Source organism: Streptococcus infantis (assembly GCF_047464615.1).
Taxonomy (GTDB): Bacteria; Bacillota; Bacilli; order Lactobacillales; family Streptococcaceae; genus Streptococcus; species Streptococcus infantis_Y.
The window spans coordinates 68,756-86,342 of the sequence record NZ_JASHBO010000007.1; the positions used below are offsets into that span (position 1 = coordinate 68,756).

Annotated in this window: 12 protein-coding genes; all 12 read right to left on the reverse strand. The window is 38.9% G+C overall.

Annotated elements, in window-relative coordinates:
- Nucleotides 1-318 precede the first annotated feature (318 nt).
- The gene (locus QM450_RS05350) at nt 319-1,407 is read right to left on the reverse strand and encodes an AI-2E family transporter (protein WP_414256322.1); all 1,089 of its coding nucleotides are present in this window, start codon (nt 1,405-1,407) and stop codon (nt 319-321) included.
- A gap of 9 nt (nt 1,408-1,416) precedes the next feature.
- Nucleotides 1,417-2,706, reverse strand: coding sequence for a DUF308 domain-containing protein (locus tag QM450_RS05355; RefSeq protein ID WP_261103793.1), 1,290 nt, complete (start codon nt 2,704-2,706; stop codon nt 1,417-1,419).
- Nucleotides 2,707-3,729: 1,023 nt separating this feature from the next.
- Nucleotides 3,730-4,278: a DUF6287 domain-containing protein gene (locus QM450_RS05360; protein WP_414319908.1), complete on the reverse strand. Its 549-nt coding sequence runs from the start codon at nt 4,276-4,278 to the stop codon at nt 3,730-3,732.
- Nucleotides 4,279-4,457: 179 nt separating this feature from the next.
- On the reverse strand, nt 4,458-5,486 hold the full coding sequence (queA, locus tag QM450_RS05365) for a tRNA preQ1(34) S-adenosylmethionine ribosyltransferase-isomerase QueA (RefSeq protein ID WP_414319936.1): 1,029 nt from the start codon (nt 5,484-5,486) through the stop codon (nt 4,458-4,460).
- Nucleotides 5,487-5,525: 39 nt separating this feature from the next.
- On the reverse strand, nt 5,526-6,434 hold the full coding sequence (locus QM450_RS05370; RefSeq protein ID WP_049504432.1) for a LysR family transcriptional regulator: 909 nt from the start codon (nt 6,432-6,434) through the stop codon (nt 5,526-5,528).
- A gap of 327 nt (nt 6,435-6,761) precedes the next feature.
- Nucleotides 6,762-6,992 (reverse strand): GlsB/YeaQ/YmgE family stress response membrane protein, encoded by a 231-nt coding sequence (locus QM450_RS05375; RefSeq protein ID WP_049504434.1) that lies wholly within the window; start codon nt 6,990-6,992, stop codon nt 6,762-6,764.
- A gap of 9 nt (nt 6,993-7,001) precedes the next feature.
- On the reverse strand, nt 7,002-8,243 hold the full coding sequence (locus tag QM450_RS05380) for an aminopeptidase (protein WP_414319909.1): 1,242 nt from the start codon (nt 8,241-8,243) through the stop codon (nt 7,002-7,004).
- 126 nt (nt 8,244-8,369) lie between these two features.
- Nucleotides 8,370-10,223, reverse strand: a complete 1,854-nt coding sequence (locus QM450_RS05385; protein ID WP_414319910.1) for a DUF262 domain-containing protein — start codon at nt 10,221-10,223, stop codon at nt 8,370-8,372.
- The gene (locus tag QM450_RS05390) at nt 10,217-11,539 is read right to left on the reverse strand and encodes a DUF262 domain-containing protein (protein ID WP_414319911.1); all 1,323 of its coding nucleotides are present in this window, start codon (nt 11,537-11,539) and stop codon (nt 10,217-10,219) included. The genes QM450_RS05385 and QM450_RS05390 overlap by 7 nt, the downstream gene beginning before the upstream one ends.
- A 7-nt stretch (nt 11,540-11,546) precedes the next feature.
- Nucleotides 11,547-12,497 (reverse strand): helix-turn-helix transcriptional regulator, encoded by a 951-nt coding sequence (locus tag QM450_RS05395; protein WP_414319912.1) that lies wholly within the window; start codon nt 12,495-12,497, stop codon nt 11,547-11,549.
- A 15-nt stretch (nt 12,498-12,512) separates the two neighbouring features.
- Entirely contained in the window at nt 12,513-13,028 is a 516-nt protein-coding gene (locus tag QM450_RS05400) for a DnaA ATPase domain-containing protein (RefSeq protein WP_414319913.1), read from the reverse strand.
- A gap of 74 nt (nt 13,029-13,102) precedes the next feature.
- Nucleotides 13,103-17,497, reverse strand: coding sequence for a PolC-type DNA polymerase III (locus QM450_RS05405; protein ID WP_414319914.1), 4,395 nt, complete (start codon nt 17,495-17,497; stop codon nt 13,103-13,105).
- Between the last annotated feature and the right edge of the window lie 90 nt (nt 17,498-17,587).

Consider the following 17,587-nt stretch of genomic DNA (forward strand, 5'->3'; position numbering starts at 1 on the left):
CTTTTTTGATGTCAAATAACTTTTTGTAGCAAATCATTATAAAGGTTTTCCAACCTTATCAAACTTATCATTTATTCTCAATCAATTGCTAGCAATATTTGATAAGACCAACTGTTTTTTACAGTACAGAGCTAGTCTATAATTAACTAAACTATACTAATTTGTGCCCATATTACATGGCCAATCCGCATAGAGATTAAAATGGGCTATTATGAATTCATAAATTTTCGCAACAGAACAAGAGCAAGTCATTTAGAAATAAAAGAGAAGAGAATCTTTCACTCTCTTCTTAGTATATCTTATTAAATTCAGTCTTTCTCAATCTACCTGATTTTCCTTTGCAACGACAAATTCTTTAACCAATCGATAGATAACAGCAAATATCGGTGTAAAGAATATCATCCCAAGTAAGCCAAAGAGATTGCCTCCAATACTAGCAGCCGCAAGCGTGAAAATAGCTGGCAAACCAATAGATTGACCTACAACTCTAGGATAAATAAGGTTTCCTTCAATCAGCTGTATAACTTGATATAGAAGAAGAGAAAGTAAGGCTTGAGTAGGACTCACTGTGAAGATAAAAATCGCTCCCACAACACAAGCAATCATAGGCCCTACATAAGGAATGAACGATAGCACTCCTGCAAATATACCTGTCATTACCCCATAAGGTAGTCCAAACAGGCTGTAGCCAACCGCTATCATAACTCCTATGATGACTGCTTCAATCAGCTGACTCATCAAAAATTGGTCATAAGTCTCTAGTGCTACTTGTCCAATGTAAGTTAACTTTGTCACCACTTTCTCTGGAAATATAACTTTTAGAAGTCTACTCGTCATCGCTGCCAGATGTTCCTTACTGGATAAAAATAAAAAGGTAAATACTATAATCAGAAAGGCATTCATTATACTTGAAAAAATATTTCCTATATTACTAGTCAGACCGGATAAGAAGGTTATCAAAGCTTGACTAATAGAGCTAGACTGTCCCTGAATTCCTGATACGATAGTTGACAGCATGTCTTTGGTTACAAATTCCGAGCTGTCTAGCAATTTCCCAAGTTGAGTCAGGACTGTTGAAAGGACTGCTCCCAGCTGACTAATAGTCTGAGCAAGGGTTGGAAGCACCAAAACCAAAAGACAGATCACGATTAAGATAAGAGATAGGAAAACAAGCACCATAGCAATCGGACGGCGCAACCCTGCCTTTACCTTCATTTTAACTAGGAATTCTTCAATTTTTTTCATGGGAACATTGAGCACAAAAGCAATGACAGCACCATAAATCAAGGTAGAAGTTACTTCAAAGAGAGATACTGCCCCTGATATAAAGCTTGATGCATTCAGAATTACAAGAGTAACCAGCCCTATAAAAAGTATTAATGGGGTGTATTTTTTTACTAAATTCATAAATTCTCCTTAATAAACATGTTTAGATACGACTATACTATTTGGTTTTTCAAACTCTCGGTCAAGGTAAGCTTGGTAAGTTCCTGGTGCGATAAATCCTTTGGGTGAGAGGATATCGGTGCCAGCCTGACCGACTATGGTATCAGCCAAGAGCACACAGTTTGTGGACAAGACAAAGTAGGATTTAAACTTAGATTTGATAAATTTATAAAGTTCCCCATCTGTCTCATGTCTGATTTTATAAGCGTAGGTGTAGTCTTCCTTACCATCACCTGTCATTATTTTATCTGCACTTGGCTCCCATGGAATCGTCAGTTGTTTCAATTCAGCCAACTTTTTCTGAACTGCTTTTTCCATTTCAGGCGTCAAATCTATCCCATAACCAAAAAGCGTTTTTTGACTCTCACGTTTACATAGGTCAATGTACTTGTCACGATCACAGAAATATAAGACACCATCTCCTACCATGCCAAATAAGGTCTCAGAAGACGGATCATAGTTGCCATAAGAAATAACACGGCCTTGATAGCAGATATCCACATGACCAATTGCCGAAAACAGAGAGGTCTCAGCTGTATGAACAAAAATTTCAAGCTCCGCTGTCTTACCAGACTTCACCATTCCAAGATGGATATCCTCTCTCTCATCAGCATTTTCCTGCATGAATTTGTTGATTTTTGCTAAAGTTCTTGCAGGGATGAGAGCGGCTAGGACAATAGGTAAGCTAATTCTAATGCGACGTTTGAGATGGTTTTTCCCAATTTCCTCCTCAAACAAGAAACCATCACGGATATTGGACACACCATAAAGGAAAAAATAAGCCCCTAATACAAAGAGTTGAAAGACAGAATTTCCTGTAGATGACAAAAGACTAGTCCCACCAAGAAAAACTAGTACGAGTCCATCTAGTAAGAGACGAAAACGAGGTCGAATTTTGTTTTTGCGGTAGAGAACATAGGTGACAAGGTTAATACTAGCATGAAAAATCTGATAAACTCCAATCACAAGAGCCAAAATATAAATCGGCACATCCGTCGCAAGATTGGAGCCAAGCAAATATCCCAGCACTAACAATTTAACCAGTGCAACTCCCAAGGTGTCCGTTGACTGACTTTTTTTGAAAATACGTAATACTAAATCTAAGACCGTTGCTATCCAAGCTAAAAACAGAACCAGTCGAATAACCTTTACTGGCAACCAAGTCCCCGTGACCATCAAGATGAGACCTAGCAGAACAAACAAGAACCCCTGAGCAAGTAATTTCTTACCTGTCAGACCTAAAGATAGAATTTTCGCCATATAAAAACCTTTCAACAATAAAAATTAAACACTCCGATTAAACTGACTAGTAAATAGCCAACACTACAAACAGCCTGTGCCAGCAACATATGGTGACTAGAAATGACTGTAGTAATGTCACCATCTTGTCTTATGCACTTCTAAAATTTGTTATATTGATTAGAAGCCAGAGCTTATAAAAACTAGCTAAACTCGAGAGATAGACACAATTGCGACGAAAAAATGTATAACCAATTCAACTTGTTAAGGTAAGAAAGCATTATTTCCAATCTATTAATTATTCATCTATTACCTATTATGACACAATATTCCCTATAGTTCAACTTTTTACTTGTTTTTATATTACACGGACTAAAAAGTTTTCAACAGTTGATTGCATTTGTTTTAATAAGTTTTAACCTTTCTTGGTTAGATAAAAAAAGAACCATACAGTTTAGAATCTGTATGGTTTTTGCCCCACTTTTGTCCCATTTTTAAATCATGACATTGAAAATACCTAAAATCACTTATATTTCAATATTTTTAATTGCTCTCAATATGAAAGTCCTTTCCAAATCCCTGTAGGGGGCATCTAAATCAACAGGAAAAAGCCTTGATTTACAAGGCTTTTTTGCTTGTCTATAACTGATTTGCCCCACTTTTGTCCCATTTTTAAATCATGACATTGAAAATACCTAAAATCACTTATATTTCAATATTTTTAATTGCTCTCAATATGAAAGTCCTTTCCAAATCCCTGTAGGGGGCATCTAAATACAACAGGAAAAAGCCTTGATTTCAAGGCTTTTTTTTCGTATCTGTTCTACTTTTGGTCAACCGGCTACTTAAAGGTTTTTTATAGTTGATTGAAATAAGATGTGAACAAAGAGGTTAGGAAAGTCAAATTAATTTCTAAAAATATTTTAGAATCTATATTGTACTACTCTAAGTTCAATCCACTATACTTGTCAATCAATCTCACCTACAATTTTTACAATTCAAAAAGTGAGCCATCAGTTTGGCTCACTTCTTCTTTTCTCATGCTTAGTTACGGTAAAAATGACTATCTTTGTCGCTTGGTGATTGACCGATTGCCAAGACGTCTTGGCTACCATCCGTACCAGTTAATTCATTTGCTACGCCTGCTGGGGTAAAGATAAGGCGTGCTCCTTCTCCACCACCAACAAGATGAATTCCTGTCAAATAGTAACCGTCCTTCTCCTCTACTTTGTCCATCTCATATTTAAAGGTGCCTTTTGAGCTTTGAATGGTCACGATTCCATCCGCTGTGACTGTAGCAGTTGTTCCAGCATAATTCTCCCAAGTTCCAAGGAATTTAGAATAATCTTTTTGATTTTCCGCCTTTGTCTCATTTTGAGTAGCTGTAGCGCTTGAAGAACTTGTCTCAGACTTCTGCTCCTCTTTTTGACTAGCTTCTGTTTTACTTGATGACTCCTTAGTTACTTTAGAGGATGAAGCCTCTTTGCTTGAAGATGCTGTAGTTTTTTCAGCATTTCCTCCACAAGCAGCAAGTGTCACCGCAGCCAACAAGGCAAGAGCTGAAAGACTGGTGTAGCGCAATGTTTTTTTCATGATAATCTCCTTTTAAAATGATGATACAGTCTCATCTGCATCTAAAATAGCTAGCCTAAAATTACATATATTTTTGACGGCTAACCTGTAGTTTTCAGTGTATCATTTATTTCCATATAATTCAATAGTTATTTGACATCAAAAAAGGCTAATCCAATCAGGAATTAGCCCTTCTATTTTTAATAGATAAACATGGCATCGCCAAAGCTAAAGAAACGGTACTTTTCATCGATAGCATGCTGATAGGCTTTGAGAACCAATTCACGGCCTGCAAAAGCTGAGACAAGCATGACCAAAGTAGACTTAGGCAAATGGAAATTAGTAGAAAAAGCATCCACAACCTTCCAGTCATATCCTGGCTTGATAAAGATATTGGTCCAGCCAGAGTCTGCTTGGATTTGTCCGTCAAACTTGCTTCCGATGGTCTCTAGCGTACGGATAGAGGTTGTCCCCACAGCAATCACGCGACCACCATTTTCCTTGACCTGACGCAAGGTCGCTGCAGCTTCCTCAGACAATTGATAAAACTCTGAGTGCATCTCGTGCTCATCTAGATTGTCGACGGAAACAGGTCTAAAGGTACCAAGACCAACGTGCAAGGTCAAGTAGACAAGGTGAACACCTTTTTGCTGGATTTCTTCTAGTAACTCCTTGGTAAAATGCAAACCTGCAGTCGGAGCAGCCGCTGAACCACTCTCCTTGGCATAAACTGTCTGGTAACGTTCACGGTCATCCAACTTTTCGTGGATATAAGGAGGCAAAGGCATTTCTCCAAGGCTTTCAAGCACTTCAAGGAAAATCCCCTCATACTCAAAGCGAACAATACGACCTCCATGGGTTAATTCCTCGATCACAACTGCGCTTAGGCGACCATCACCAAAGACAACTCGAGCACCGACCTTGAGACGTTTGGCTGGTTTCGCCAACACTTCCCATTCGTCTCCAGCTGTATTTTTCAAGAGTAAGAGTTCAACGTGTCCACCTGTTTCTTCCTTTTGACCATGAAGTCGTGCTGGCAAGACGCGGGTGTCATTCATAACTAGGGCATCACCTGGCTCTAGCATCTCGATAATAGAGTGAAAATGGCGATCTTGAAATTCTCCAGTCTGGCGATTGACCATCAAAAGCTTAGAGGCATCGCGCTTTTCCAAAGGAGTTTGAGCAATTAACTCCTCTGGCAAGTGAAAATCAAAATCATTGGTATTCATTGTAGTCATATTTCCTTTTCTTTTCTAATGTACTTATGATTAGCTATCAAAACGAACTTCTTCAAGCAAATACTCGATGAAGCGTTCACCCATCTTAGACAAGCTTGTTTTCTCATGCTGGATATAAACCAATTCAATAGGATCATCAATATCAAGCGGAATAGAGACGATATTATCTCCGTTAAGGTTACTATTGAGGATACCAGTCGCGATGGTATAGCCGTCCAAACCAATCAAGAGATTGAACAAAGTCGCACGGTCACTAACCACGATGGATTTCTTGTGGTGTTCCTGAGACAAAATCTCTTCTGAGAAATAGAAGGAATTATGGGTTCCTTGGTCATAGCTCAAGTATGGGAAGTCTTCTAGGTCTGCCAACTGCACCTTGTCTCTTTTAGCAAGAGGGTTGGTCTTGCTGACAAAGATATGAGGTTGGGCTGTAAAGAGATGGTGGGCAACCAGATGGTTATCATCCAACATCTTAGAAAGGACATCACGGTTATAGCTATTTAAAAATAGGACTCCGACTTCACTGCGGAAGTTCTTGACGTCGTCGATGATTTCCCAGGTTCTGGTTTCACGCAAAAAAAGCTCATACTTTTCCATATCGCTCTTCTTGAGCAAGGAAACAAAGGCATTGACTACGAAGGCATAGTGTTGCGAAGACACACTAAAAAGCTCGCGATGAGCGATAGGGTTTTTATAACGTTCTTCTAGAAGTTGAGTTTGCTCAACAACCTGACGAGCATAAGATAGAAACTCCATTCCATCACGCGTGAGGGTGATTCCTTTAGGATTTCGAATAAAAATCTCAATTCCCATCTCATTTTCTAGGTCACGAACTGCATTTGATAGACTGGGCTGCGTGATAAAGAGCTGTTTGGCAGCTTCATTCATCGAACCTGTCTCTACAATTTTGATAATATAGTGTAATTGTTGAATTCTCATGCTTTTATTGTACCATACTTGAGGCAATATAAAAAGAACCAGTCACTGAAAGCTCTGTGGCTAAGCTTAGATGAATGCTTTCAAATGACTTTATCTAGCAACCTAAAAAGAGAGAGTGGGACAGAAATCGGTAATTCGTTAGAATTCGATTTCGTCGTCCCACCTCCGCACAGTTGAGTAGGGCTGTAAAAGCTGATGAAATCAGCGTAGTAGAGGCCACTCAACCACTGCGTCTTGATCGACAATCCAAAGACAATTGAGAGGCTAGGACTTTTGTCCCAGCCTCTCTCTTATTCTTTAGAGTTAATCTGCCTTCTAAAGCGAAACTTAGCTTCCTCTTTCCCAAAAAATGGCTAGCAAAATCATAGCCCCGAGAACTGATGGGATAATGGCTGTACCGCTTAGGCTTGGTCCCCAAGAACCAAAGATTAATTGTCCTAAAAAGGCACCAATCCAGCCGAGAAACATTTTCCCGAAGCAGCCCATGCGTTCGCCACGATTGGTGATAGCTCCTGCTAATAGTCCGATTAAAAGCCCGACAAACATACTTCCAATCATAGTTTCTCCTTAAATTGCCCAATCTCCATTGCGGAAGAGTGGTACGCGTGTTCCATCCTCACGGATACCATCGATATCCATTTGGTTAGAACCAATCATAAAGTCAACGTGAACATCTGAACGATTAAGTCCTGCAGCTTCCAGCTCTTCTTCGCTCATCTCAGCTCCACCAACAACGCTAGTTGCGTAAGCTGCACCAATAGCCAAGTGGTTAGAAGCATTTTCATCGAAAAGGGTGTTAAAGAAGGTAATTCCTGACTGAGAAATTGGACTTGGATCTGGTACCAAGGCACATTCTCCCAAGGCACGCGCACCAGCATTCTTAAAGACAAGGTCCTTCATTACTTGATCACCCTTCTCAGCCGAAATATCAACAATTTGACCATTTTCAAAGGTCACTTTGATCCCTTCGATGATATTTCCGTTGTAGCTAAGAGGTTTTGTAGAAGTGACATAACCATCTGCACGACGGAAGTCAGGAGCTGTAAAGACTTCTTCTGTTGGCATATTTGGCAAGAATCCTTCACCTTGGGCATTGATCGCTCCGGCAGATTCCCAAACGTGGTTCTTAGGCAATCCAAGTGTCAAATCAGTTCCAGGTGCTGTGTAGTGAAGAGCTGAAAATTGCTCCTTGTTAAGCATTTCCGCCTTGCTCTTGAGGATAGCAGCATGTTCTTCCCAAGCCTTAACTGGATCTTCTTCGTAGATACGGCAAGTCTTGAAGATTTGGTCCCAAAGGAGATCCACTGCTTCTTCGTCACTCGCAGCATTTGGAAAGACTTTCTTAGCCCACTCAAGTCCAGCAGCGGCTGCTACAGTCCAGCTAACCTTGTTAGATTGAGTTGCGATACGCATTGGCTTCATGGCAATTCCCATAGCTTTAGCAGAAGCTGAAAGCTTTTCAGCATCCACTCCGTTCAAGGCACCTGGGTCAGAAGAACGAACACCGAGACGACTTGCTTTGTTTTCAAGAAGGTAGTTCATCTCAGCGATCTTGTATTCTGGCACATTGTCCAAACGCTCCATCGGCGCGTGAAGGAATTTCTCACGGTTTAAAAAGTCATCTGCCCATTGAACGATAACTTCGTGCGCTCCAAGTGCATAGGCTTCTTTGACGATTAAGTGAGCCAACTCGCGTTGCTCCACATCGATAGAGAGAGCCAAGGTATGACCAGGTTGCACGTTCACTCCGTTTGCAACCAAAAGCTTAGCATATTTTTCTAAATTTTCTTTAAAATTTGGTAAAACCATGTTGTTTCTCTTTTCTATTTTTATTTCAAATCTTTGAGCATATTTGTCTTACTCAAAATTCTTCCCTTACTAGTATATCACATATGATGTAAATTTAAAAACAAGCCTAAGAAAGCTTGTTTTTAATTAACTATCACAAAAGTCGTGTATATATCTTTCCACTTCTTTTTCCATAACTTGAATCTCACAAATACCCCATTTATCATTCTTTACCGTTACATCTGCCATCATCTGTAATTTTAAACTCTGGCGATTGAAAATTCCTTCCCACTGTTTATATTTTGCACTTGGAACTAAATTTCCAAACTTCGAATTTTGACTATCTGTAATGATACAGAGATTCCCAAAGGAGTGCAAAAATTTATCATCAATTTTTTCAACTCTTTCATCACTATTTGGATGTTGTGGAAACCAATGCTCTATAGAACGACGATATGCAAATTTGAAATCTTCAAACTTAACATCGTATGCTTTCTTTAATTCTTCACGATTTTTCCATAAAACATAATCTACAAAGTTAAAAGCATAAACAGGAATTGCACCATATTTCTTAATTCTTCTATCCTCAGTAAACAATCTTTCTTCTGCATACGTCACTGCCATTTTTTCGAGAAATTCTTTAAAATGAGCACCAAATTCTTGATCATTTAGTTCTTCAATATGTCTGAAGAGAAATTGTAAGATTTCATATAACCAACGACTGTCACGATTGGCAGTAAATGTCACAGCAAACATGGATTGAAGGAGGATAATGTTTTTGTTTAAATTGTCAAAAGTATTTTTTTGATAATTAATTCGAACATATTTCCATCCTCCATTTTCATTTCGTTGATATGTCTCATACTGACCTCGTTTGATTTGCCATTCGGTTTCATTTTCTAATTGGACATTTTTTACGATAAGCGTATCAAATATATGCTTCATAGTCAGAAGTAGTTGCCCAAATTGTTGGACCCATTCTCTATCTCGTCGTTCAATTTCAAAAATTTTCAATAATTTTTTATCATCAAATGTAGTTTCATCATTTCCTTCCATGATGAAAAAAACTTGAAGCAAAAATGTTGGAAAATCAATTACAGTCGTATAATTTGAAATATCTGCTCCATTATTTACTAAGCTACTACTTTCATATTTTGTCTGAGTAATTGTATCTAGTAAACTTCGTTGCTCAATTTTTTTTACTCTTATTTTCTCAAATACACTTTCCAATTTGAAGTTAGTAAATTCTTTACCAAAAATTTTCTCCCCCTCTTCATCAGTATTATTTGGTCTACTTCGGATTTGAAAAGTTTTTATTACCGGCTTTTCAAACTCTGCACAGGCATCCCAAATTTTTGCAAACTTTTGCGCCATTTCTTGATCTTCACCAAATTTAGACATCATTTGTGCCTTAAGAATCTCATGAGCCTCTAGTTGTTCTCCTCGAGAGTTGAAACGTTCGAAATATAAATTCAAATCTAAATCATTGGGAAGAATACTACGAAAAATAATGACATTATCAAATAGATAATTAAAGAAAGATTCAGATTCAAATTGCCGCTCCTCTAGCATTTTTTTCAATGCGTCATAAGCATGTCTATAACCTCTAGTCAGCTCATTTTCATCGTCCTCAGAAATTTTTTGCTTGGTAAATAGCTTTTGAATGTTCTCATTTGACTTCTTCCTAGCTGGGAAAGTAAGATTGACAGATTTCAATCTATCAAAACAAAACTCATGCTTCAAAGCTAAGGCAATCAAATTAAGGGCTGTTGTTCGCTGTTGCCCATCTATAATTTTGAAAATGTCATTCTCTTTATTAACGACTAATGTTCCAATATAGTAGTAATTGTCTCTATTTTCTTGAAAAGCATCTGCTACGTCATTCAATAACTGCTCAATCTCATCATAAGTCCAGGCAAAATTTCTCTGATAAAGAGGAATAGCATAGATATCTTCATTTAACAAACGATTAACTGATAAGCTTATATGTGTTTCTACCATTTACCTTTTTCCTCTTCTATAATCTTGTCCACAGTATAATTTTCAAATAGCTCTCTATCTATCTTGATCATGAAATCATTCGGAGTGACAGCATGAGCTAAAAGTTGAAATAGTTTTTGAACCTCTTTTTGTCTAAACCTTCCACCAGCAGCATAGTTTCCAAAAGTTGCATCATATATTGCTTTAGACTTAACTCGAGGGTAATAAGACCAAATAAACAAGGTCTCTACTATATCCTTTGATAGCTCATCTTTTCCAAATCTCTCTGCAAAAAGCGAGCAAATATTTAAGAATATATTGTGACACTTGAGGTAGCGTCCTTTTGAGCTATTGTAAATGTTTAACATACCTTTTGGGTAAGCAAGATTTTTTTCTTCCCCTTCAGGCTCATCAGAAAATCCTAACTTTGCATTTAAAAAATCTTTATGATCTTTAATAGTTTTATGAGCAGATTCAATATATTCAAAAAATGTACTTCCATCAATGATTGGCATAGTAATTGAAAGAGGGAATTTTTCAATATGACGATACAATTCTAGATATGGAAAGTTCTGATTCAAATCAACGCCTTTAAAATCGTCAATAAAATCCTCTGTAAAACGCAGATAAGATCCATAACGTTTGTTTGTTAATCCTGTCTCTCCGCGCGACCAACGTCTCATACGGAAAAGATGTTTATCAAACAACTCTTTGAGACTTAACTCTTTATCCTCTACAAATTGCTCCCACTTTTCGACAATCTTTTCATCTTCTGAATCATACTTGCGAAGATGGTAGGCTTTGAGCAAATCATGAGGTTCTAAAGATTTTCCACGATTATTCTGAGAATCAAATAACTGAAAGGCTTCAGATAATCGTTCCTGTGGCATAGTAATCACGGAGACAGAACAATTTTCCAATAAAAAATTGCAAATATCTTTTGCCTGATTTTCACCAACCAATTGAGTCAAATTTTCCCACTCATTATAATTTTCACTCGCATGATAGCAAGATAGCTCTCCAAATTCAGCACTCAGCAGTTGATTAGCACCCTTATAATTCTCTAAATCATCTAATAAATGAAGAAACAAGGAAATAGAAATTAGCCGTTGCTGTCCATCGACAATATCTAAGTATTTTTCCTTTTCATGCAAGATTTCATGCAAGATAACGGAACCAATCTGATATTCCTTTTTCTCCATAGCATCTCGTAAATCATAAAAAAGATTACGAATATGTTTTCTGTTCCATTTATAAGGTCTTTGATAAGAAGGAATCCGCAAGTCCCCTTCTTTCAATAGTTCTCCAACCTTTTTAGAAGTAAATTGAATACTCATTTTATCCTCATTTATATTTATCTATCATTTCTTGAACTGTTCGCTTCATATCCTCTACTAAAATCCGAGGAGACAAAACAGTAACTGCTTCCCCTTGTCCCAGTAACCAGCGTTTAAGCCCCGGTGTATGCTGACTTTCAAACTGAAAATGAGTCCAGCTACCATTTTTCCCAACTATTTTTGCATTTGGAAATTGATCCATCACAATCGTCGGATCGTACAAATACTCGATTTCAATACTGATTTTCTTCCCGATAAAAGCGTCCACTCTCTCGTTACGAATGTCTCCATCTCTAAATTTATCTCGATAAGAAATAGAAGGTTTCTCTATATCACTAAGAGACCAGGACTGGATACGGTCTATTCTTAAAGTAATATAAGTAGCATGTTTCAACTGGTAGACAACCAGATAGAAATAATGACTATCATAGTAAAGAGAGACTGGTAAAACAGTCTGCCTCTTAGAAGACTCAGAATACGGGTTTTGATAGACAATATCTAGAACCTGTTCATACAAAATAGCTTCTGATAAATTCCATATTTTCTCTATTCTATCTTGCTGATCCGTTAAGGGAGCATAATTAAGCTTTTCACTACCAATAATCTGTTCAATTTCTTTCTGATCATCACGGGGAACTAAGACCAGTAAATTTTTTAGTAAGCTATCAATTTCTGACCGATTCAGTGCTCGATTTTCCAATAAAATCTTTGAAATAACGAGAATATCCTTTTTATTAAAAACTGACTTACTTGCTAAACAATACTTATTCGTCTTACGGTTATAAAGCAAATCTCCACTATAACTGGTGTTACTAGATAAAATATCACGGAGTAGCGAAAAATCTCTCTGTATCGTCTTTTCGCTAACCTCAAATTCCTGAGCCAATTGCTTTTTTCCTAACGGAGTCCCAAACTGTAAGCGTAAAAAGATCGTTAGTAGTCTCTCTTGATCATTCATCTAAAATCCTTTTTGTTAATCTTCAAGCGATGTTAGATACGCTGTCATCCCCCATTTAAAACGCACAATCAAACGAGAAGGTACATTTTCCAATTGATCTGGTTCAGTGTCACTAGAGAAAACCATTTGCTTATCCTTAACATGTAGAGAATTAAAAAGATTAAAGAATTTTTCTTGAATCATATCATCTTTTTCTCCCAATATCTGGATATCATCAACTATAAGAAGGTCTAATTCTGCATCTCTAACTTTTTGTATCTCTAGCTCATTTTCTAATAAGTTTTCGGCAGAAATATATTTTACTCGCTTTTCTGGATTGTTCTCAAGAACCTTATTACCAATAGCTTGCAGGAGATGTGTTTTACCTGAACCTGATTCCCCATAAATATAAAGAGGATTATATTGGGGATTATATTTTAATCCTAAGTTCTTCACTACTTCTAAGGATCCTTTCTTTGCCAAAGCATTACCATCTTTTTCTATAAAATTTTCAAATTGATATTTGTTATCTAATCCTGTATTGACCATCATTTAAACCTCTTTCTTTTTATGGTATAAGTATAACAAAACAGATGGACAATATTTGTCCGTCTGTTAATTTTTATTTAAAACAAATCATCAAACAGACTCAACTGGTTGTCCTCTGGCATATTGCCGAGAATGCCCATTTCATCCATCTTTTCAACCAAGGTTGATGAGAGCCCACCACGCTTGCGTAGTTCGGTTTTAGAGAGGAACTCACCTTCTTGACGAGCTCGCACCAATTGCTTGGCAACGTTCTCACCTAGACCATCCATAGCGACAAATGGTGGGGTGAGGGTGTCTCCATCGATGATGAATTCAGTCGCATCACTGCGATAGAGGTCCAACTTGCCAAATTTGAAGCCACGTTCCCACATCTCATTGACGATTTCAAGTGTTGTGTAGAGGTCGATCTCCACATTGGAAGCTTCATTGTTCTTGCGCTTTTCAGCAATTTCTTGCATTCTGCGTTTAATGGCATCCAAGCCTGCACCCATAGTCTTGATATCAAAGGCCTTGGCACGAATGGAGAAGTAAGCACAGTAGTAATAAATCGGATGATGAACCTTGAAGTAGGCCACACGAAGGGCCATCATAACGTAGGCAGCCGCGTGGGCTTTAGGGAACATGTACTTAATTTTCCCACAAGATTCGATATACCACTCAGGCACATTATTGGCCTTCATGGCTTCGATATAACCATTGCGCTCTTCTTCAGAGATTTTGAGCCACAATCCCTTACGTACTCGCTCCATGATAGTAAAAGCCATCTTGGGATCTAGACCGGCGTGCATGAGGTAAACCATGATATCATCCCGACATCCGATAACGGTTGATAGGTCCGCAATTCCAGCCTTAATCAAGTCCTGGGCATTTCCCAACCATACGTCTGTCCCGTGAGACAAACCAGAAAGCTGAAGCAACTCCGCAAAGGTCGTCGGATGGGTTTCATCCACCATCCCTCGAACAAAGTTGGTTCCAAATTCTGGAATACCAAGCATACCAGTTGAAGTACCGATTTGTTCAGGTGTCACTCCAAGGATATCTGTACCTGAGAAAAGGGCCATGACACCAGGATCATCCATAGGAATATCATTTGGATCAATGCCTGACAAGTCCTGGAGCTTGCGAATCATGGTCGGATCATCATGACCCAGGACATCGAGCTTGAGGACGTTCTCATCGATATCGTGGAAGTTAAAGTGAGTCGTTTGCCATTCAGCAGTGACATCATCTGCAGGATACTGTACTGGAGTAAAGTCATAGACATCCATATAATTAGGGATAACAACGATTCCTCCTGGGTGCTGTCCAGTAGTCCGTTTAACACCAGCAGCTCCTTGGGCTAGGCGCTCCACTTCGGCTTCACGGTAGAACTTGCCATAGTCACGCTCGTAACCCTTGACAAATCCATAGGCGGTCTTAGCAGCCACCGTACCAACCGTTCCTGCACGGAAGGCATATTCTTCCCCAAAGATATCACGAACATCCAAGTGGGCACTCGGCTGGTCCTCCCCTGAGAAGTTCAAATCGATATCGGGAACCTTATCCCCGTCAAAACCAAGGAAGGTCTCGAAAGGAATGTCCTGTCCATTCTTGCTGAGTTTGTGGCCACAGTTTGGACAGTCTTTATTTGGCATATCAAATCCTGAACCGTAAGAACCATCTGTGATAAACTCACTGTACTGACACTGACCACAGACATAGTGAGGAGAAAGGGGATTAACCTCGGTAATCCCAATCATAGTTGCAACGAAACTAGATCCAACAGACCCACGGGAACCAACTAAATAGCCTCGTTCATTGGAACGGTGCACTAGCATTTGCGAAGCTAGATAAATCACAGCGAAACCATTCCCCAGGATAGAAGTCAATTCCTTTTCAATTCGTAAATCAACGATATCTGGCAGTGGATTTCCATAAATTTCAAAAGCTTTTTTATAGGTTAGCTCAGCGACCGTTTCTTCGGCCTGATCAATGAAAGGTGTATACAAGTCACCTTTAACGACCTCAACAGGCTCAAAGATTTCTACCATGGTATTGGTGTTTTCAATGACAATTTTACGAGCCAAGTCTTCCCCTAGAAAGGCAAATTCATCCAACATTTCATTAGTCGTTCTAAAATGTGCCTTGGGTAGTGGAGCTGGTTGAGCAGCTTCTCCATGACCGATCGTTCGGTTAATCATAGCCCCCTGACCTAGACTTCGCACTATGATTTCTCGATAAATCTCATCCTCGGGTTCAAGATAGTGGACATTTCCTGTCGCAAGAACGGGTTTGCCGAGGCGATCTCCAACCTCTATTAAACTCTTGATAATAGTTTGGAGTTCCTCCATGTCCTTGACCTGCTCTTTGGCAATCAGAGGTGCATAGATAGCTGGAGGCATCACCTCAATAAAGTCATAGTATTTAGCAACTTCGACCGCTGCATCTACACCTTGTGATACAACTGCATCAAAGACTTCTCCTTCCGTACAAGCAGAACCCAAGATTAAGCCTTCTCGATGGGCATCTAGTACTGTACGTGGAATCCGTGGAACTCCTTCAAAATACTGGGTATTTGAGAGAGAAACCAGCTTAAAGATATTTTTCAAGCCCACTTGATTTTTTACATAGATAGTTGCATGCTTGACGCGAGCTTTTTTATAAGAATCTGGACTGATTAAATCAAGGTTTAATCGTGCCAAATCTGTCACACCATGTTTTTCTGCTACTTCCTTGATAAAGATGAAAAGCAGACGGCCAGTTGCTTCCGCATCATAGTTGGCCATGTGGTGGTGTTCTAAGGCAACACCAAAACGTTTAGTCAAAGGCCCTAGACCGTGGCGCTTGTATTCAGGATAGAGATTTCTTGCGAATTCTAGCGTATCGATGACAGGCTGAGTGATTTTTGGCAAGCCATGACGTTCATAATTGGCATTCATAAAGCCAACGTCAAAGGTTGCATTGTGGGCTACAAGAACGGTATCCTTACAAAATTCTTGGAATTCTTTCAGAACTTGAACCAGGGGTTTGGCATTTTTCACATGATCATCCGTAATCCCTGTCAATTCTGTCGTAAAGGCTGACAAGGGGTGACCAGGATTGATAAATTCATCAAATTCAGCTACGATATTGCCCTTATACATCTTGGAAGCCGCCACCTGAATCAAGTCATTATAGATAGCAGATAGACCAGTCGTTTCCACGTCAAAGACTACATAGGTAGCTTCAGAAAGATCCATCTCCACTTCGTTATAGACGATAGGAACACGGTCTTCAACAATATTGGCTTCCATCCCATAGATTAGCTGGATGCCAGCTTTCTTAGCCGCCTTATAGCCATGAGGGAAGGATTGAACATTTCCGTGGTCCGTGATTGCTACCGCTTTATGACCCCATTTAGCTGCTTTCGCAACGAGTTCTTCAACTTCAGGTAGAGCATCCATGGTCGACATATTGGTATGCGCATGAAACTCAACACGACGCTCTCTCTCTGGCATCAAGTCTTTCCGTTCATAGTGGACAACTTCCTGGATATCTTGCACATTCATGGTCAAATCTCGTGTAAAATTATTGACCTCGACATTTCCTCGAACACGGAGCCAGGAATTTTTCTTGATCATGTCAAACTTCTGGGCTTCTTCTTCATTCTTGACCCATTTTTGCATGGAGAAGCTAGAAGTGTAGTCCGTCATCTTGAAGTTAATCAAGACACGACCCGTTCTAGTCACCTTATGCTCAACATCAAAGACGACTCCTTCAAAAACCAGACGGTTCTCCTCAGTATTGACCTCAATCATTGGAGTAATCTCTGCCTTGTCTAGTTTTGGCTTGGCAGCTGCCTTCTTGGCTTGAAAATCAAAGACAGGTTTGTCTTCAACTGGAGGAGGCGGTGCCATCTGTTCTAACTGTTCCATAGCTCGAAGTGTCTCGTCATTAGCAGCCTGAACAATCATTTGATTCTCTGTATGGAAGGCTTCTTGCTCTTCCCTCGTGAGATCTTCATTTTTTTCTAAGATGCAAGAAAGTTTAGGAAAACCAAAGAGCTCAAGTTGTTTGCTAAGATTTGGCAAATGGTTTTTTCTGAAATGCTCTGTATCTGCAGCTTCAGAGGCTTCAATAATCAACTGTTCATTTTCAAATCGCACCTGAAAATTTTGATACATGGAACGAAAACCTTGACTAGCACAAGGACCTTCCGAAAAAGCCTCTCGATAGTAGGCTTGTAAAAGTTCTCTAGAAAAATCTTGATTTCTAGTTTTTATCTCAAAACTAGCCTGATTTCCAGTTTTTGAGAATTCATCCTTCAAACCTCTTTTCAACTCTAGAAAAAGTTCAAAAGGCAAGATATTTTCAAAAACAAAACGAAACTCCCAAACCTTGCTTCGTTTATGAACAATAACTTGATCTATTTCAGCCTGAGAGAAGGCCTCATGATTTCTCATTTCATCGGGTATTCCCAACTGATTCATTAAAATTTCAAAAGTGGTTGACATCCATTTTCCTCACAATATACTCCTTCTATTTTACCATATTTGAGGTACTTTTTCCTATTTCTACCAAACAGAAAAAGAAGCCACAAAGTG